Origin of the sequence: Planococcus sp. MSAK28401, assembly GCF_018283455.1 — a bacterium.
In the GTDB taxonomy this organism is placed as follows: Bacteria; Bacillota; Bacilli; order Bacillales_A; family Planococcaceae; genus Planococcus; species Planococcus alpniumensis.
In genome coordinates this window covers 1,239,078-1,256,011 of sequence record NZ_JAAMTH010000001.1, presented here as the reverse complement: position 1 = coordinate 1,256,011, position 16,934 = coordinate 1,239,078, and the positions used below count along the sequence as shown (strand labels likewise).

19 protein-coding genes, 1 pseudogene and 1 riboswitch are annotated in these 16,934 nt (G+C 47.8%); of the genes and pseudogenes, 4 read left to right on the top strand and 16 right to left on the bottom strand.

Going from position 1 to position 16,934, the window contains the following annotated elements; genetic code table 11:
• Positions 1 to 28: 28 nt before the first annotated feature.
• On the bottom strand, positions 29 to 358 hold the full coding sequence (locus tag G3255_RS06375; protein ID WP_058381191.1) for a YuiB family protein: 330 nt from the start codon (positions 356 to 358) through the stop codon (positions 29 to 31).
• A 394-nt stretch (positions 359 to 752) separates the two neighbouring features.
• Between G3255_RS06375 and G3255_RS06370 the strand changes: the two are divergent.
• Positions 753 to 2,411, top strand: a pseudogene (locus G3255_RS06370) (IS1182 family transposase); the annotation flags it as partial.
• Positions 2,412 to 2,550: 139 nt separating this feature from the next.
• On the opposite strand, the gene G3255_RS06365 reads toward G3255_RS06370, so the two are convergent.
• From G3255_RS06365 to G3255_RS06345, 5 genes are all read right to left on the bottom strand, one after another.
• Positions 2,551 to 2,679 (bottom strand): YuiA family protein, encoded by a 129-nt coding sequence (locus tag G3255_RS06365; RefSeq protein WP_167456537.1) that lies wholly within the window; start codon positions 2,677 to 2,679, stop codon positions 2,551 to 2,553.
• Between the two features lie 172 nt (positions 2,680 to 2,851).
• Positions 2,852 to 3,355 carry an NUDIX domain-containing protein gene (locus G3255_RS06360; protein ID WP_211653762.1) on the bottom strand — a complete coding sequence of 168 codons (504 nt, stop codon included), beginning with the start codon at positions 3,353 to 3,355 and terminating at the stop codon, positions 2,852 to 2,854.
• A gap of 59 nt (positions 3,356 to 3,414) precedes the next feature.
• On the bottom strand, positions 3,415 to 4,629 hold the full coding sequence (locus G3255_RS06355) for an NAD(P)/FAD-dependent oxidoreductase (protein ID WP_211655780.1): 1,215 nt from the start codon (positions 4,627 to 4,629) through the stop codon (positions 3,415 to 3,417).
• 185 nt (positions 4,630 to 4,814) lie between these two features.
• Positions 4,815 to 5,177, bottom strand: a complete 363-nt coding sequence (locus G3255_RS06350; protein WP_058381194.1) for a HesB/IscA family protein — start codon at positions 5,175 to 5,177, stop codon at positions 4,815 to 4,817.
• Between the two features lie 80 nt (positions 5,178 to 5,257).
• Positions 5,258 to 5,494 (bottom strand): NifU family protein, encoded by a 237-nt coding sequence (locus G3255_RS06345; protein WP_058381195.1) that lies wholly within the window; start codon positions 5,492 to 5,494, stop codon positions 5,258 to 5,260.
• An 83-nt stretch (positions 5,495 to 5,577) separates the two neighbouring features.
• On the opposite strand from G3255_RS06345, the gene G3255_RS06340 reads away from it, so the two are divergent.
• Positions 5,578 to 5,904: a YuzD family protein gene (locus G3255_RS06340; protein WP_211653761.1), complete on the top strand. Its 327-nt coding sequence runs from the start codon at positions 5,578 to 5,580 to the stop codon at positions 5,902 to 5,904.
• A 30-nt stretch (positions 5,905 to 5,934) separates the two neighbouring features.
• Here the strand turns inward: G3255_RS06340 and G3255_RS06335 are convergent, their stop codons facing one another.
• Positions 5,935 to 7,002, bottom strand: coding sequence for an NAD(P)/FAD-dependent oxidoreductase (locus G3255_RS06335; RefSeq protein WP_211653760.1), 1,068 nt, complete (start codon positions 7,000 to 7,002; stop codon positions 5,935 to 5,937).
• A gap of 151 nt (positions 7,003 to 7,153) precedes the next feature.
• Here G3255_RS06335 and G3255_RS06330 point away from each other — a divergent pair, with 151 nt between their 5' ends.
• The gene (locus G3255_RS06330) at positions 7,154 to 7,390 is read left to right on the top strand and encodes a YuzB family protein (RefSeq protein WP_058381198.1); all 237 of its coding nucleotides are present in this window, start codon (positions 7,154 to 7,156) and stop codon (positions 7,388 to 7,390) included.
• A 22-nt stretch (positions 7,391 to 7,412) separates the two neighbouring features.
• On the opposite strand, the gene G3255_RS06325 is transcribed toward G3255_RS06330, so the two are convergent.
• The 9 genes from G3255_RS06325 to G3255_RS06285 form a co-directional block, all read right to left on the bottom strand.
• Positions 7,413 to 8,186, bottom strand: coding sequence for a TIGR01457 family HAD-type hydrolase (locus G3255_RS06325; protein ID WP_211653759.1), 774 nt, complete (start codon positions 8,184 to 8,186; stop codon positions 7,413 to 7,415).
• On the bottom strand, positions 8,173 to 8,631 hold the full coding sequence (locus G3255_RS06320) for a DUF86 domain-containing protein (RefSeq protein WP_211653758.1): 459 nt from the start codon (positions 8,629 to 8,631) through the stop codon (positions 8,173 to 8,175). Before G3255_RS06320 ends, G3255_RS06325 begins: the two co-directional genes overlap by 14 nt.
• A gap of 83 nt (positions 8,632 to 8,714) precedes the next feature.
• Complete coding sequence (locus tag G3255_RS06315; protein ID WP_211653757.1) at positions 8,715 to 9,062, bottom strand: YutD family protein; 348 nt, start codon at positions 9,060 to 9,062, stop codon at positions 8,715 to 8,717.
• 173 nt (positions 9,063 to 9,235) lie between these two features.
• Positions 9,236 to 9,358, bottom strand: coding sequence for a methionine/alanine import family NSS transporter small subunit (locus tag G3255_RS06310; RefSeq protein ID WP_157073458.1), 123 nt, complete (start codon positions 9,356 to 9,358; stop codon positions 9,236 to 9,238).
• A gap of 12 nt (positions 9,359 to 9,370) precedes the next feature.
• Positions 9,371 to 10,915, bottom strand: a complete 1,545-nt coding sequence (locus G3255_RS06305) for a sodium-dependent transporter (RefSeq protein ID WP_211653756.1) — start codon at positions 10,913 to 10,915, stop codon at positions 9,371 to 9,373.
• 199 nt (positions 10,916 to 11,114) lie between these two features.
• Positions 11,115 to 12,689 carry a Na+/H+ antiporter NhaC family protein gene (locus G3255_RS06300; RefSeq protein ID WP_211653755.1) on the bottom strand — a complete coding sequence of 525 codons (1,575 nt, stop codon included), beginning with the start codon at positions 12,687 to 12,689 and terminating at the stop codon, positions 11,115 to 11,117.
• 110 nt (positions 12,690 to 12,799) lie between these two features.
• A riboswitch (Lysine riboswitch) is annotated at positions 12,800 to 12,982 on the bottom strand.
• Between the two features lie 71 nt (positions 12,983 to 13,053).
• Positions 13,054 to 14,397, bottom strand: a complete 1,344-nt coding sequence (locus G3255_RS06295; RefSeq protein WP_211653754.1) for a bifunctional metallophosphatase/5'-nucleotidase — start codon at positions 14,395 to 14,397, stop codon at positions 13,054 to 13,056.
• 13 nt (positions 14,398 to 14,410) lie between these two features.
• A complete protein-coding gene (locus tag G3255_RS06290) occupies positions 14,411 to 15,241 on the bottom strand; it encodes a sulfite exporter TauE/SafE family protein (RefSeq protein WP_211653753.1) in 831 nt (276 codons plus the stop codon).
• Positions 15,241 to 16,101 carry a DUF72 domain-containing protein gene (locus G3255_RS06285; protein WP_211653752.1) on the bottom strand — a complete coding sequence of 287 codons (861 nt, stop codon included), beginning with the start codon at positions 16,099 to 16,101 and terminating at the stop codon, positions 15,241 to 15,243. The genes G3255_RS06290 and G3255_RS06285 overlap by 1 nt, the downstream gene beginning before the upstream one ends.
• A gap of 154 nt (positions 16,102 to 16,255) precedes the next feature.
• Here G3255_RS06285 and G3255_RS06280 point away from each other — a divergent pair, with 154 nt between their 5' ends.
• Entirely contained in the window at positions 16,256 to 16,933 is a 678-nt protein-coding gene (locus G3255_RS06280) for a DNA alkylation repair protein (RefSeq protein ID WP_211653751.1), read from the top strand.
• Position 16,934: the final 1 nt, after the last annotated feature.

The following is a 16,934-nucleotide window of genomic DNA, read 5'->3' as shown; positions in this document are numbered from 1 at the left end:
ATGCGGACCGGCTTTTCTATAAGCGGCATCAAAACATTTGATACCCCATCTTGCGCAATATTTTCATAACGATTCCAGAAGTAACTGCCCCGAGGAACCCAGCCGTCAGTACGGCAATATCGCTTCCCGTCAATGAACGGATTGTCTCCCCAAGCATGGAAAAGGATTCGCCTGGAGCCGTAAAATAATCAAAGACGCCAACATCGTCAATGACGAGCAAGATGACAACCGGATATACAACCGCCATCAGCCATGTCATGCGCAGCAGCATGTTCAGCAAAAAGCCGATGCCGAAAAACATCACGTAGAAAAGCAAGATGGAAATGATCAATTGGACAATGGTAAATGAACTGTTCATGGACTCTAACCTCCGTTATTCCTTTCCTCAGTTTACCCGAAAGACAAAGCCCTTTCAATGTGGAGGGACAGTATTCATGACTTTGTCACAGAAGCCCAGTCCATATAAAAAAGGGGCTGTCCCAAAAGGTCATGAAAAGTGACTTTTAGGGGCAGTCCATTTTCGTCTTCTAAAGAAAAGGCTGATGTCCATTTCGACGGACGCTTTCCGCGGGCACGGCCTTAGCCTCTTCCCTCGCTTCGCTCAGTCCAGGGTCTTCGGCTCGCGCTGTTCCCGCTGGAGTCGCCGTCTCCATTCCCATCAGCCGGTTTAAAAAGAAAAAAGGATACAAAAAAATCGTCCATTTCTGTAAAATGGGAGTTACCACACCACCATTAGAGAAAGGACGATTTTTATGTGCAATCCGAAGATTACTTCCTCAAATTATAACACTGAACAAGCCGCATTTCCACTCGCTCTGGGAGAAGGAACTGGCGTTCCGCTATCCAAAAAAGCGAGTCCTACGTTCATTCCCTATAACAACCAACAAGGCTTTGCCATCTTTGATATACAAGATCTTGTGCCAGCCAACCATGTCGCCCGGGTCATCGACGAAATGGTGGAATTGATTGATGATGAGCTGTTTTTCGCGCACTATAAAGGCGGCGGAAGAAGCTCTTTCCATCCAAAGATGATGACCAAAGTTATCCTTTACGCTTATTCGAAGAAAATCTATTCTTCTCGAGGTATTGAAGAAACACTTACTGAACACATTCCGTCCATGTGGCTCGCAGCTGGCCAACAACCAGATCACCGAACGATTAACCGGTTCCGTTCGGACCACTTAAAAGCGATGATGGACTCCCTTTTTGAACAGATGATTCACCAGCTGATCGAACAGAACTACATCACTATGGAGCATTATTTTTTGGATGGCACCAAAATTGAAGCTGATGCCAATAAGTATTCATTCGTCTGGAAAAAAGCGACACAGAATTTCGAAGGCAAGTTGAAGGTAAAGATTGCCGAAACGATTCAGCATATCCATGAACTGGCCGCAGCTGAAGCGATTCCACTCAACGAACAGGTAGAAGAAGCAACGCCTGAACAGCTGGAAGAAATGGCGGAAGCCATGGAAGAACAGATTGACGCATTCACGGAAGCCCTTGATCTGGAAGACGATACCGAAAAACGAAAGCAACTCCGGTCCAAGCGCAGTGAGTGGAAAAAGCCGGTCAAAGCGATTCGCGAAGATTTCCTTCCGCGTCTGGAGAAATATAGTCAGTACCACGAGATCTTCGGTGATCGAAACAGCTTTTCGAAAACAGACCCGGATGCGACCTTTATGCGAATGAAAGATGATCACATGAAAAATGGTCAATTGAAAGCAGCTTATAATGTACAAATGGCCACAGAAAATCAGTTCATTCTTTATTATTCGATACATCAGCGACCAACGGACACGCGCTGTTTTCTTCCGCATCTGGAGAAACTAGCGGCTTCCAGCCTGCCCATGCCGAAGACGGTCATTGCCGATGCAGGCTATGGCAGTGAAGAGAATTACCTGTATGCGTTGGGCGATGAAAAAGAGCCGCATTTCGACTTTCTCATTCCATATGGAATGTATCTGAAGGAAAAATCAGCGAGTTACAAGAAGAATATCAAACACGCGAAAAATTGGACATACCTAGAGGAGGAAGATTGTTTCATCTGTCCGAATGGTCGGCGTGTCGCATTTAAAAAATACCTGAATAAAAAGAATGCCTCCGGTTACGAACAAAACTTAAAAATCTATGAATGCGAAGACTGTTCGGATTGTCCGTTAAAAGCCCTCTGCACGAAAGCAAAAGGCAACCGACAAGTCCAATGGAATCCCATTTATGAAGAAATGAAAGCGAAGGCCAAAGCAGCTCTTGAAGATGAAACGAAGACACAAATCTACGCCCAACGCAAAATTGACGTAGAAAGTGTGTTCGGTCATATCAAGGGCAATCGGTCGTTCCGCCGATTTCTCCTCCGGGGCTTAGAGAAAGTGCATACAGAGTTCGGGATTGTGGCATTGGCCCACAACCTCCTGAAAGTAGCCGGCATGCGCCGGCTACTTTCAGTGACCTCACCAATAAATGAAAAACAGACGGAGAAAAAGAAATTCTTTTTCTCCGTCTGCTTTATTTTAGGGGCTTATGGGACAGCCCCTTTGGCATTTTCACAGTTTATTTGTTTTTCCCGGATCCTGAACAGCAGGAGCACGTTTCGGAGCCGCCCAACCGTAGTTGGAAATATCCTTGGCCCGCGCAATATGGGCAATGGGTTGCAGTTGTTCTCTTCTTGAAGACTGTCATTCGAAACACCTCCTCTGTTTTTAATATTCTGATAATTGGTAATATATCACGTATCGCAAACCACTGCAAATAAAAAAAGACGTTTGTAAACGGATACAAACGTATTTATCTCCGTTATTCTCTTTTATTCTTTATCATTCTTTCTTTTTCTAAATTATCTGTTAATTAATATTCAGTATTTATGCCTGAAAAACAGTTTATAGTCGGTGTAGCCGAAAATATGACCGGGGTCGACGTCTTCGATTGGTTCGAACCCTTCCTCTACTATGTACGAAGCCATTTCATGGAGCATGACCGAGGCATCTTGATCTTCCGATAAGTCTTGCGGAGAGCGCCACGCGGCTTCATAAAGCTCTTCTTGCTGTGCTAGGATGGGTTGTTCTTCTTCGAGCGGACGCAGCAGGAAGACCGCCATATTGTCGCTGACCCTCTCCTTGATCACTCCCGAGCGGAAACCGATCATGCCAAGCACTGCACAATCGATACCGGTCTCTTCCTTGACTTCCCTTAAGGCTGCTTGGTCCACTGTTTCATCTTTTTCGACAAATCCTGCTGGCAAAGACCATTTTCCGTGAAGCCCGCCGTAGCGCTTCTTGACGACGAGCCATTCGTTCCGTTGGTTTACGACCAGCCCGGCAGCACCGAGCCAGACATCTCCCCTTTTGCTTCTCGACATGGCTTCCACTCCTTATTGCGATGTGAAAAAAAGCCCCCCGCACTGGGAGGCTTTCATTTTTATAGTACCTTGAATTTACCTTTTTTCAAGACCAATCCAGGCCCACCGATCATGTACAATGCTCGGTTATCGATCATTTTCTTCATGAACGACGCGCGCTTGCCAGTCACTTTCTTGCCGAAGACAACACCGATCGCATCTTCTTCGCCAAGTGAGCAGACAGTTCCTTTCAAATCAGGAACAAACTCTTCTGTCGTACCGTCGCCTGCAAGTGCTTTGATGTTTTTCGCAATGCGTTCGCCTTGCTGCATCGCAATTTGTGCAGTTGGCGGGTACGGACGATTTGTTTCTTCATTGATCATCAATGCGCAGTCCCCGACGATGAATACATCGGAATAACCTGGTGCACGCATGTCTTTTTCAACTTTAATGCGCGCGCGCATGCTTTCGATGGATGTCTCTTCAATCAAGCGGTTGCCGCGGACGCCTGCTGCCCAAACGACAGTTCCGGCATGGATGAATTCGAACTCATCGTCATTTTTCTTGATCTTCACGCCTTCAGGAGTCGCTTCGACGACCGGCGTTCCGATAGAAAACTCAATGCCTTTCGCTTGAAGATGGCCGACTGCATAGTCTACCAATTCCGGATCGAATCCTGGCAAGACCATCGGTGCAGCTTCTACGCAGATGACACGTACTTTTTCGCGCGGCACGTCATACTCTTTGCAAAGTTCCGGCACACGATTTGCAAGTTCCCCAAGGAATTCGATTCCTGTGAAGCCGGCTCCGCCGACAACGATCGTCAAACGGCTGTCGTTCTTCACTTCTTCAGTGGACCAAGTCGCAAATTGGAATTCGATATGCTCGCGGATGTAACGCGCAGCTTTTACGTTTGCAATCGACAACGCATATGTGTCGAGTCCTTCGATTCCGAAAGTCTCCCCTTCAAAGCCAAGTCCGATGACAAGGAAGTCATACGTGAATTCCCCATTGTCCGTCGAAACTTTCTTGCTGTCTACGTCGATGCCTTCGACAGTGGCTTGAACAAAGTTCACTTTGCCCGTATCGATGACGTCTGCGATATCATAGCGCACTTGTTCCGGAAGCAGTGTTCCCGCTGCCGCTTCATGGAGCCATGTGCTTTCATAATGATATTCGTTTTTGTTGATAAGCGTAATGTCCGCAGCGTCTGTCCCAAATTCTTTTTGCAGGTTCACTACAGTAGTCAATCCACCATAGCCTGCACCTAATACTAATATTGACGGTCTTTTCAACACAATCGCAACCACCTTCAAGTCATTTTATGTACCGGAAATAATAAAACAGATTCCAGTAAACACCTACCCTCTATATTAGCCCTTTTGCAAATGCTTTTCAACAGTTGAATGCCCTTACACGGGATGCACAGCAAAAACGAAAATTAAAAAAACCCGCTTTTGTCACAAAGCGGGTTCTTGCATCAGCAGTTTTCAGGAGTCCCTGCTTTTTTGGCGGTGCGGAAACTTGTGCCGCAGCCACATGAGGCGATAGCGTTCGGGTTATCAATGGTGAATCCGCCACCCATCAAGGATTGCTTGTAATCCACTATAGTCCCTTGTAAAATCGGCGCATCTTCTTTATTGATCAAAATGCGGATGCCGTGCTGTTCGTATTGATCGTCCGTTTCTGCCACTTCCGGCTCGAAACCCATGCCATATGTCAGGCCGCTGCAGCCGCCGCCTTTTACAGCCACGCGCAGATAAGAACCTTCCTCTTCGTTATGGCGCATCATTTCCTTCACTTGGAAAGAAGCGGCTTCTGTAATTTCTACAACTTGTGTCATCTACGTTCACCCTTTCTTTTCCATTTTACCGCCTGATTGATGGCGGACATAAAAAGGGACCTGTAGAAGGCCCCTGGACATTAAAAGACTTGTTCCACTTCAACGACGCCAGGAACTTCCTCGACAAGCGCGCGTTCGATGCCCGCTTTCAATGTGATGGTCGAACTTGGGCAGCTGCCGCAAGCACCGAGTAGGCGCAATTTTACAATGCCGTCCTCTACATCCACCAATTCACAGTCTCCCCCGTCGCGCAAAAGGAATGGCCGTAATTTATCTAAGACTTCCATTACTTGATCTTCCATCATAGCTTCAGTCATTTCTATCGACTCCTTTCATTACAATCATTATAATGTGAATAAGCACAAAAAGCCAATAATGAATTTTCAGGAGGCCAATATTCATGACAAAAAAACCGAACATCGAAGTTTATGGAACCGATCAGATCTGTGCCAGCTGTGTAAACGCTCCGTCATCCAAGGATACCTACGAATGGCTCGAGGCAGCCATCTCGAGAAAATACAAAGATCAGCCATTTTCAATAAGCTATATCGATATTGAGAAACCGTTGCAAGATGCCAAGCAGCAAGAATACGCGGAGCGCATCTTGGAAGATGAATTTTTCTATCCACTTGTGCTGATCGAAGGCGAAGTCGTCGGTGAAGGCTATATTCAATTGAAGCCCGTCTACCAGGAGCTCGAGAAACACGGCTTTGCCGCTGCTGAATAAAAAAAAGCGCTCCGGGGAGCGTTTTTTTCTTTACCCATTATGCCATTTGTACATCCACAAGACGCCCGATTTCATCAGACGCGCAATGCGTCCAGTGACGGTGCGGTCTGCGAGGTAGGCAAAGCCTTGTTTTTTCCCGAGCGAGCCGAGGAAGCCTTTCAGCTTGATCTCCGGCATCGTCTCTGGCAATGCCTCGCCTTTCCATTTCATGCGCAGCACTTTGACGATCTGTTCGGCTTGCTCTTCCGCAAGCTGTGCAGAAGGCGCCATTGGAAGTGCGGCACAATCCCCGACGACATAGACATTGTCGTCGTTCGGCAATTGGTGGTATTGGTTGATGATAACACGCCCGCTGCTGTCGCTTTCCAAATTCAAGTCGCGCACCGGTTTGACCGGCTGGATGCCCGCCGTCCAGACGACTGCATCGACCGGGATCGTTTCTTCATGGTTGTGGAGCAGATTCGGCTCTACTTTGGTGATGTTCGAATTGGACACGACATCAACGTTATTATTGTCGAACCATTTCTTGACAAAATTGCTGAGCCGCTCCGGGAAGTCACGCAAAATCCGCGGGCTGCGGTCAAACAGCTTGATTTGCAGATCTTTGCGGCTTTCGCGTAATTCACTGGCAAGTTCGATGCCGCTGAGCCCTGCTCCGACCACCCCAACAGTGGCCCCTGATTTCAAGCCAAGCAAGGCTTCGTAGGTTTTCCGGGAGTTGCCGATGGTCTGGATGCTATATGTGAACTCATCCGCCCCCGGGACCCCGTGGTATTTATCAATGCACCCGAGCCCGATGACCAATTCATCATAAGCGATGCGCTGGCCGTCTTCTAAAAAGATGCATTTTTCTTCAAGGCCGATTTCCCGAATTTCGCCATTGACGATTTTCAAGCGTTCGTGCTCCGGAAACGGAACACGCACCTCGTGGTCTGATTCTGTGCCTGCAGCAAGTGCGTAAAATTCTGTTTTCATGCTGTGAAAAGGCGTGCGGTCAATGAGGATAATTTCCATGTCTTGCGGGAAATTATTCGGCAAGAGCCGAAGCAAGACCCGCATATTGCCATAGCCGCCACCTAGTAAGACTAGTTTTTTCATATAATTCTCCTTTAGCCCGTCATTCTGCTGTTGATTCCAAATATGAGTATAGCTGATTGTGATAACTTTCACAATCCTTTCACGGCAAAATCAATTAATTGACGGTTGCACGGAAACACGGTAGGATTTCCTTGTAGTGAGGTGAGCTGGAATGAACCCGATTATTGAATTTTGCATGAGCAATCTCGCCAATGGTTCGGAAGAGTCTTTTGCAAAATTAGAGCAGGACCCGAATTTGGATGTACTCGAATATGGTTGTTTAAGCTACTGCAGCCAATGTGCCGAATCCTTGTTTGCACTTGTGAACGGTGAAATTGTGGAAGCGGATACCCCTGAAGAGCTAACCAAGAAAATATATGAGTTCATAGAAGAAAACCCGTTATTTTAAGCCGCCTGTTGGACGGCTTTTTTTAATGCTTCCAAAAACTGAGGTTTTCTAGCATATGTGTCGCAGGATGGTCTTTTTGCAACACCGCATCCATCGGGGTCACGCCGGTATTGACGTGCACCGTATCGATGCCAAAGCGGATCCCTGCCTGGATATCGGTGTCGTAATTATCCCCGATCATCACCATCTCCTCTTTTTCAAATCCCCATTCATATTGGATGGCTTCGAGCATATGGATTTCCGGCTTGCCGATAAATACCGGATCGACATCTGTCGCTTTTGACACGACGGCCGTTATCGCTCCGTTGCCTGGAAGAAATCCTTCTTCCGAAGGGAATGCCAAGTCCTGGTTAGTCGACAAGAACACGGCTCCATTCTGCACCTCAAGGCAAGCACGCGAAAGCTTTTTATAGGAGATCTGCGGGTCGAGCCCCATTAGGACGATATCTGCCTGCTTTTCGACGCATTCAATTCCTTCGGTATTAAGTGCTTCATGTAAGCCATCCGAACCGATCAGATAAACCGTTCGGCCCGGATACCAACGCTTGATGTATTTCGCAGCAGCGACCGCCGAAGACATGATGCGCGATTTATCGGCATTGACACCGACTCTTTTCAACTTTTCATGCAATTGCCCCTGCGTTTTGGAAGCGTTGTTCGTGACAAAAAAAGCTTCGATGCCTTGTTGTTGCAAACGGCTGACAAATTCGGCAGCTTCTTTTACAGGCGCCTCGCCCCGGTACACCGTGCCATCCAGATCCAGGCAATACGCCTTATAGCGCTTAATTTTTTCCATTCTCGTTCTCCGGAATGAACGCCGAGACCGGGCCAAGTTCATGTTCAAGGTAATGGGCCACTTTAGGGCCGAATTGTTTCAGGCTATCCAAATGTGCATCCATCACGCGTTCGATTTCTCCGTGGTCGACGGCTATGAATTCACGTACGAGCATCTTGCGCAGCCCGACGAGCTCTTTTAAGGGGTGATCCATTTCTTCGGTAATCACTTTTTCATCCACCAATATATCGATAATATCTTCGTAACTACCCGGGTCGCGCATAATGAAACCATCTATCATGGAATTCCCGACATCGATCACTGCTTCAATCGCCCCGAGTGCGAGACGCTCCAGAGCCAATTGATCTTTCAACGAATCCCACTGGCCATTCTCTTCATATAAAGCTATGAGCGCATCCATATAAGTGATGGCTTGCTTGATTTTTCCGCGGTCGATAAAGTACATATTGAGTCCCTCCATTTTGCTGTTGCTCGCTGTTTCGTTTCTTCTCTATCATATCATATGGACCCAAAAAAACCCCCAGCGGCTCAATCTGCCTCAGGGGATTCGGGTTGTTCCTGCACTTCTGGTTCTGGTTGTTCCTGTACTTCTGGTTCTGGCGCTTTTCCGGCCTTTTTCAAGACAAAATAAGAGCATCCGAAATTACAGTATTCGTATAAATAATCCTGGAGCGTGCTGATTTTCGTATCATAGCTCGCTTTGTTGTTGCTATCCTCAAAAAAGCCTTTTAGGCGAAGCTGCCCGTATCCCCAGTCACCCAGGATGTAATCGTATTTGGACAGAATATCGCTGTACCTGTTCTGGAACGCTTCTTCCTGAAATCCTTCGCGATGATCCACGATCACCTCGTAATTCCATTTCTCAATTGTGATCAATATTCTCACCATCCATACCTAGTAATGACAAAAGCCTAGGCTCGCATCATTCTGCTTTTCCTGCTAGAATCCTGCTTCAAATGTATCACACCAAGGCTATGCGGACAAGCTGCGCTATAGGTGCCCAGATAAACAAAAACCTCCGGCAGAGTGTTTGCCGGAGGTTTCCCATTCTATCCTAAATCTTCTGCTTTATTTGCTTTGCTCGATCTCACAGCGTGGAAAATGCTTGCTGCAAGCCCTCCCCATAGGAGGACCATCCCGATGATCATGACTACAATTGCGCTAACTGACATGTCAATCCCTCCTTATTCTTTTTCTTTCGCCGGATGTTCGGAATGCTCGTCGTAATAGCGATAGTTTTTATGCCATTTGCCGAGCGAGAACAAGATGCCGAAGAGCAGGGCTCCTGCTGCGACAGCCACACCGCCGAATAAAGTGAACATATTGGAATAGCCTTCATAGTTTCCTGTTTCCGTTTCGAATTGCTGGAAGATATTCAAGCGCAGCAAGCCGAACATCATATACCCGAGAATGAGTGGTGTGATAACGCCAAGGCTGAATTTCCACCAACCGCCCAGGTGGATATCCGAGATTTCGTTTGCATGGTTCTGCAAATCGCCTGCTTTACGCAAGATCCAGACAACCATGACGACTTCCACAAGACCGACTGCCGCGACACCGAATTGGTTGATGTAGTAATCGGCGATATCCAAGAAGAACAATCCGCCTTGAGTAGCGAATAGGACGGAAATCAATGCGGCAAGGCCGCCGCCGAATGCAACTGCTTTGCGGCGCGAAATGCCGAACTTTTCACTGAATCCAGCGACATACGTTTCTGTGATCGACATGAGCGATGTAAGTCCCGCTAATGTCAATGACAGGAAGAACAAGAAGCCAAAGAGGCCGTTGAACCCTGGGAATTCATTGATTATCGCCGGGAATACGACGAACGCGAGCCCAACCCCGGCAGATGCCACATCCGCCACTTCTACGCCGGATTGCGTCGCCATGAAACCAAGTACCGCAAACACCCCGATACCGGCAAGCAATTCAAAGCTTGAGTTGGCAAAACCGGTGATGAACGCGTTGTTTGTGATATCCGATTTTTTCGGCAGATAACTAGAGTATGTGATCATGATCGCAAAGGCGACCGATAAACTGAAGAATATGTGCCCATAGGCCGCAACCCAGACGGTCGGATCCATGATGGCATCAAAGTTCGGCTCGAAGAATGCCTCTAGTCCAAGCGCTGCCCCGTCTAATGTGACCGCACGGATAACGATAACAATGAATATCAATACCAAAGTCGGAATGAAAATGCGGTTGGCCATCTCAATTCCTTTTTTAACGCCGGCAAGCAAAATGCCGAGTGTGATGGCCCAAACAATCACTAACGGAATGAAAATGCCCCAGACGATTCCCCCTGTCTCACCTGGATTCACTGTTAGTTGAAGGAAGTCATTGAATAAGAAGCCTTCTGTATCTTCCCCCCATGCCTGATTGAATGAGAACAAGGTATAACGCATCGCCCAAGCGATAATAACCGCGTAATACACTGAGATGACGAACGACACGAACATCGCCCACCAGCCGAGCCATTCGGCTTTCTTGCCGCTCATTCTAAAGAATGAAAGTGGTGCGGATCCGCGATAACGATGGCCGATAGTAAACTCCAATATAAGAATTGGAATCCCGGCTGTTAAAAGAGCAAACAAATACGGTATAAAAAATGCGCCCCCACCATTTTCATATGCTACATACGGGAACCGCCAAATATTCCCTAGTCCTATTGCTGAACCGACCGCCGCCATGATAAAACCGGCTCTCGTTCCCCATGTAGAACGTTCCATTTCTCTTCCCCCTTTGTTGGTAGCTTCCAATTTTTTAACAGAAAAATAGGAAGTTTGTTTATATTCAGATTATTTTGGAATCTAAATTTAGTATAACTAGGACCCTGTTCAAAGTAAAGATAATTTCTGAAAATTTCTCAGAAAAACTATTATTATAATAATAAAAAGGTGGAGATATAGTATCTCCACCTTTCAAATCTTAGTTCTGTTCATGTTTCTCCATTAAAGTTGTGCGTTTAGACCAGAAAATGAATAGTATTGCCAAGACGATTGCTACCGCTCCGAGAGCCAGAGGCAAGGAGCCGGTAAAGCCTATGACGATATACCCTACCGCTGCGATCGCTGCAGAAGTCAATGCATACGGCAACTGTGTGACGACATGGTCCATATGGTTGCTTCCTGCACCTGTTGACGACAAAATGGTGGTATCTGAGATCGGTGAACAGTGATCTCCGAATACCGCGCCTGCCAATACAGCAGACAAAGAAGCGAGCAATAATTCAGGTTCTGCCTGGATCATGATCGTTCCAGCGATCGGCAGCAAGATCCCGAACGAGCCCCAAGAAGTGCCTGTTGAAAAGGCCATGACTCCTGCTAGCACAAACAATAGAACCGGCAGTACACTAGTCGGCACATTGCCGCGTGCCACTGCATCGGCAAGATAAGTCCCAGTTTGCAACGCGTCGATCAAATAAGTCAGCGACCACGCAAAGATCAAGATAAACACTGCACCAGCCATCGATTGAATGCCAGCCCAGATGCCTCTGCCGATCCACTGCACTTTTGCCACTTCGTTTCGTCTGATCTGGATGGCGTACAGGATAATCGCAGCAAGCGCACCGATGATTCCGCCTGTGATCAAGGATAATGGCACATCCGTGTTTTCGAAAATGAGCCAGATGTCAAATACTCTATCGGCATTTACATATCCTGTCCACATCATCGCTGCGACTGTCCCGACGATTAATAACAGGATCGGCAACAGCAAATCACGGACACGTCCGTGTGCGTGGCTCGGGAAATCTTCTTTCATTTCCCCGGGAATCACTTTATCTGGATTGAACAACTGGCCTTCTGTAATCGCCAGGCGTTCATGTTTTTTCATTTCCCCGAAATCCACATCACGGATCGCGACGAAGAATACGATGGCGAGTGCCGCGATGACGTAGAAGTTCATCGGTGCCATCCATAGGAAGGCTTCCAGCGCTGAGTATTCCAAGAAGGTCTGTCCAGCTAAAATCGTTCCGATGATCCCGATGATGGCAGCTCCCCAGCTGGATACGGGAGACACGACACAAATCGGTGCAGCCGTGGAATCGATGAAATAAGCTAGTTTTGCACGCGATACTTTATAGCGATCCGTAATCGGCCGTGCGACTTGCCCGACGGCCAAGGCATTGAAGTAATCGTCGATGAAAATCAAGATGCCGAGAAATACCGTAACCAATTTCGCCCCGCGGCGTGTTTTCACACGCGCAGATGCCCAATCGGCAAATGCATGGCTACCGCCAGACAAGCTGACGAATGCTGTAATCACTCCCAGCAATAACAAGAACAAAATGATGAAGACATTGTAAGCGTTAAAGCCTTCATTCCAAAAAATCACTGCAAATGAAGTAAATAATTCATTCGCTGCCTCAACTGGCGCAAACGAAGTCAAGATCAGCGCAGCCGCTACGATGCCGACGCCGAGCGACAGCAATACGCGACGCGTCAACAGGACCATCGCAATCGCGATAATTGGCGGCAGTATCGAAAAGATTGTGTTTTCCATAATTAGATTTCCTCCTATTCGTTTTGATGGTAAGGCTTAGACCAAAAAAGCCGGTTTATCCAAGGGATAAACCGGCTTCCTACAATTCGTCTGTGTGCACAAGCATCAAACAACCCTGTAGCTCTCCATCCGCAGTAAACTGCAAATGACAGTGGCATTCCTGTTCGAAATGCCCCCAATCTCCGCTCCCCTGACCCGGAAACAGTGATTTCGGCAAGCTTCCCTTTCGAATGTGGTCAACGCGGTCAAACTCGCACATTCTACTGATGAAGGCTGCAGCCTCTACCCATCGATATCTAATTCATAAAAAGCATAGCCCAAAAAGCACACGAAATCAACTAACAGTCCATTTTGAATGTTCCTTCTATTTAATGGCTTTCATGCGAAAATAATCACCGAAAACATCACGCAGGAATTCAGGCATGAAATAGCTCTTCTGCGCCCGCTTCAATGCTGGGAAAAAGTAGCCGAATGTAAACAGGTCAAGTGTCGCCAGCCGGTAAATGCGATTCGGGTCAGCAGGTTCGCCCCCGACCATCAGTTGATGCTCGTCCATATCCATGTTGCTATGAATCATCCGGCCGAACACCGCTCCCCGAAAGCCCATACCTTTAAGCTCGAGCTGCGGCCAGTCTTCGTTCAAGGATTGAAGATAAATTTCTTTTAGCTCCGCGCCACTGAGATCGATGACGCACGGATTGATCGGATGCGGCAGCATGCGGTGGAAATCGTAGCGCGTCATCTCGCCTTTTGGCATATCTTCCATGAAAATGCCGGCATTGAACAATCCGCAATCCGCCGAGGCGAACGAAACCAAGGCATCGCCAAATAATTCTGCCATAGGAGAAGGTTTGAACCATTCAGCTTTTAAATGCCGATCATTGTAGAAAACCGTCTCAGCCATTTGTTGCTTGCCGACGCCGACCAAGTATTCATTGAACCCTTCATCAGCTTCTGGCAACTGGTCGGTTTCAATCACTTCCGCGGTCATCTTGCGTGTCGCTATATCAATTTCAATATGGCCGATATAATAACCGAACTTACCGGCAGCACCGAGCAAGGTCCCGCCCATTTCTTTTCCTTGATGGAATAGATGATGGGTATGCGCCCCCAAGATAATGTCGAGTTCCGGGCATTCTGCTGCCAACAGTTCGTCTTCCCTGATGCCAAGATGGGACATGCAGATAAGAAAATCGACCGACTGGCGGATTTCGGCCGCTTCCCGCTTAATCACTTCCCTGCCGTTCGTCACTTGCCAGCCGAGACGGCGGTAAAACGGAGTGAATTCCGCTGTTGCTGCAATGATGCCGATTTTCGTGCCATCCTTCGTTACGATGATTTGGTTCGGGCTTGCCCATTCCGGCTGCTTGCCATCCAAATCCAATAGATTCGCAACCACTACAGAAAAATCTGCCTGCACGTACAATTCGTCCAGTTCTGCTTTGGACAGTGTAATCCCTTCATTATTGCCGATAGTCACGGCATCGTAACCCGCTTCATTGAGCAGCTGCACATTGCCTTTGCCGGCCGTTCCTTCCGTAAAAGGATGCGAACGGTCAACGTGGTCCCCAATATCGAGGACTAAACACACGTCGCCCGCTTCCTCGTGCCAATGCCTGCGCTCTGTCAGCAAGGATTTGATGCGGGGCCAGTGTGTAAAATGGCTATGCAGGTCGTTCGTATGATAAATATGGATGATTTCACTCATGTCAAACACCTCATTATGAACTGAAAATTCCTTCGTAAATCGAGCGGAGCCCGAGTAATAATAATGCGAGCCGCAGCACGAGGACCAGTGTGTCGGATTTGATACTGCGGTTCAGCTTGGCACCGATTTTCGCGCCGATATAGGCTGAGGGGATAATGGCCAAAGTATAGATCCACGGGACATTGCCGAGTGAAATATGCGTAATGGAATTAACGATGGCCGACAGAAAGACCATCAGCATCGACGTCCCAACGGCTACATGAGGCGGAAATAAAAACAGCAAGATCATGGCGGGTACGAGAATCGAACCCCCGCCGATGCCGAATAGCCCGGACGCAAAGCCGACGAAAAAAGTCAATAAGAGCGCAAACCATATCGGGTAACCGTAGACATATTCCTGATCAGCTCGACGGTCATGGAAACTTAGCTTTTTGCCGTGATCAACGAACCAGCTCACCGCCTTTAAGCGATCCCGGAGCAACAGCAGCAACGATAAGAACACCAATAGCAGGCCGAAATACAATTGAAAGGACGGCACATCAAGACTGCTGTTGACGAAGGCGCCTAAAACCGTTCCAGGCGCACTGCCGATAAAGAAAATGAACCCGCTTCGGTAGTCGACAGTGCCAACCTTCATATAGGCAATCGTTGAAGATAAGCCGATGAAGATCATCATAACGACCGATAGCCCCACAATCTGTTGAGGCGATAAGTTTGGAAATACACTTACCGAAGAGCTGAGGAATAGCAGCACCGGCACCAAGACGACGCCTCCTCCAAGGCCGATAAGCGCGCCGACGATCCCTGAAGCAAGTCCGACTACTAAAAGGATCAGGAATACCATCAGAACCCGCCTTCAAACAGGTCGAGCTGTTTCGGGGACAAGCCTTCGAAATGCAAACCATTTGATTCCTGGAACTGTTTTGCATCGCCCGCTGCATGTCCGCCTGAATTATTATTGAAGATCACATATACCTGCTCTGCCTGCTGTTCAAGATGCTTCACAGCCCGGCTGATCTCTTCTAGTTCCTCACGGTTATAATCGTATAGATAACGCACTTCCCGCCATTTTTCAGCATTACCGGGATTCAGCCAGCCGTGGACATTACGCCCGTGCAGACGCAGCAGCACTTTATCTTGACGGCTGGATTCGGGGACAAGCGGAACTGAGCCATCCCCTGCCTGTGGCTCATCGCAGACCGAATGGATCAACCCGTGTTCGCGGAGGAATTCCAGCGTTTTTTCTTTCATGCCATCCGCATACCAAGATTGATGGCGGAATTCGATCGCCAAGTCGAATTCCTGCAATTCGCCGATAATGGCGCGGATTTCATCGACATGATCTTTCTGGCAGTCGAACCACGGCGGAAATTGCAACAGTACCATGGCTAGCTTCCCCGCTTCTTTCAGCGGCCGGACAGACAACCTGTAAGCTTCGAACATTTCCTCGCGGGTCTCGAATGGATTTTCCCCGCGCTGATGCCCAGTCATGCCCTGATATGCTTTTACGACGAATTGGAAATTGTCCGGCGTCTCGCGGATCCATTTGCTGATATTGCGCTCAGGCTGGACTGCGTAAAATGAAGAATCCAGTTCCACAATCGGAAAATGCGCACTATAATCGACCAATTTATCTTTTTGTTTCGACCCGGGGCTATACACATCTGGATGATCTCCCCAGCCCGTCAATCCAACATAAATCATCGCCCTGCCTCCATTTTCGTTATTATTTTATGATAGCATAGAACAAAACAGGCGTCCTTTTTGAGATTCGCTAATGCAATGCCAGGCAAAGCCCACCCTATTTCAAACATGGTTACAATCGCACATCAATCTATTTTTCAGGAGGTATTTGGAAATGAAAAAACCATGGGACACAGCTGCCCTAATCGCACGCTTTGAAGACAATCGCAACCCGGAGCTTGCCGCTCCGATGGCCGCTTATATGAAACACCACTTCCCATTTTTAGGAATTCAGAAACCTCTGCGTACCGCGTTAATGAAAGAGCAGCTATCCGCCTATCTCCTCCCTGAAAAAGCACAATTGAAGTCCATCGTCCAAGCATTGTATGCAATGCCAGAACGCGAATATCATTACGCGGCCATTGAATTGCTGGAAAAAGCAAAAAAAGAATTGGCTCAGGAGGACCTACCGTTTTTGCGCCTGCTAATCGAATCCAATTCCTGGTGGGACACTGTCGATGCCATTGCCCCGAAACTCGCCGGTCATATTGTATTGCTCGACCGAAAAACTACTGCCCCGATCCTTATTGAGTGGGCACATGCAGAAAACTTATGGACCCAGCGAGCAGCCATCTTGCACCAGTTGAAATTCAAACAACAGACCGACAGGGAAATGCTCGGCTCTATCATCTCTCTACATGCCGAATCCCGCGAATTCTTCATTCAGAAATCCATCGGCTGGGCTTTGCGGGAATATGCAAAAACAGATCCCATTTGGGTCTTGGACTTCGTTTCTACCCATACGCTTCAGCCACTGAGCAGGCGGGAAGCTTTAAAACACATGAAAAAATAAG

What these genes read in the sequence shown, in the direction of transcription:
- G3255_RS06325 (WP_211653759.1), bottom strand. Translation starts at nt 8,186, where the DNA reads ATGGAAAAAATTAAGCGCTATAAGGCGTATTGCCTGGATCTGGATGGC.
- G3255_RS06365 (WP_167456537.1), bottom strand. Translation starts at nt 2,679, where the DNA reads ATGACAGTCTTCAAGAAGAGAACAACTGCAACCCATTGCCCATATTGC.
- G3255_RS06285 (WP_211653752.1), bottom strand. Translation starts at nt 16,101, where the DNA reads ATGATTTATGTTGGATTGACGGGCTGGGGAGATCATCCAGATGTGTAT.
- G3255_RS06330 (WP_058381198.1), top strand. Translation starts at nt 7,154, where the DNA reads ATGAACCCGATTATTGAATTTTGCATGAGCAATCTCGCCAATGGTTCG.
- G3255_RS06345 (WP_058381195.1), bottom strand. Translation starts at nt 5,494, where the DNA reads ATGACTGAAGCTATGATGGAAGATCAAGTAATGGAAGTCTTAGATAAA.
- G3255_RS06290 (WP_211653753.1), bottom strand. Translation starts at nt 15,241, where the DNA reads ATGGTATTCCTGATCCTTTTAGTAGTCGGACTTGCTTCAGGGATCGTC.
- G3255_RS06375 (WP_058381191.1), bottom strand. Translation starts at nt 358, where the DNA reads ATGAACAGTTCATTTACCATTGTCCAATTGATCATTTCCATCTTGCTT.
- G3255_RS06280 (WP_211653751.1), top strand. Translation starts at nt 16,256, where the DNA reads ATGAAAAAACCATGGGACACAGCTGCCCTAATCGCACGCTTTGAAGAC.
- G3255_RS06340 (WP_211653761.1), top strand. Translation starts at nt 5,578, where the DNA reads ATGACAAAAAAACCGAACATCGAAGTTTATGGAACCGATCAGATCTGT.
- G3255_RS06350 (WP_058381194.1), bottom strand. Translation starts at nt 5,177, where the DNA reads ATGACACAAGTTGTAGAAATTACAGAAGCCGCTTCTTTCCAAGTGAAG.
- G3255_RS06360 (WP_211653762.1), bottom strand. Translation starts at nt 3,355, where the DNA reads ATGTCGAGAAGCAAAAGGGGAGATGTCTGGCTCGGTGCTGCCGGGCTG.
- G3255_RS06320 (WP_211653758.1), bottom strand. Translation starts at nt 8,631, where the DNA reads ATGTACTTTATCGACCGCGGAAAAATCAAGCAAGCCATCACTTATATG.
- G3255_RS06335 (WP_211653760.1), bottom strand. Translation starts at nt 7,002, where the DNA reads ATGAAAAAACTAGTCTTACTAGGTGGCGGCTATGGCAATATGCGGGTC.
- G3255_RS06295 (WP_211653754.1), bottom strand. Translation starts at nt 14,397, where the DNA reads ATGAGTGAAATCATCCATATTTATCATACGAACGACCTGCATAGCCAT.
- G3255_RS06305 (WP_211653756.1), bottom strand. Translation starts at nt 10,915, where the DNA reads ATGGAACGTTCTACATGGGGAACGAGAGCCGGTTTTATCATGGCGGCG.
- G3255_RS06300 (WP_211653755.1), bottom strand. Translation starts at nt 12,689, where the DNA reads ATGGAAAACACAATCTTTTCGATACTGCCGCCAATTATCGCGATTGCG.
- G3255_RS06310 (WP_157073458.1), bottom strand. Translation starts at nt 9,358, where the DNA reads ATGTCAGTTAGCGCAATTGTAGTCATGATCATCGGGATGGTCCTCCTA.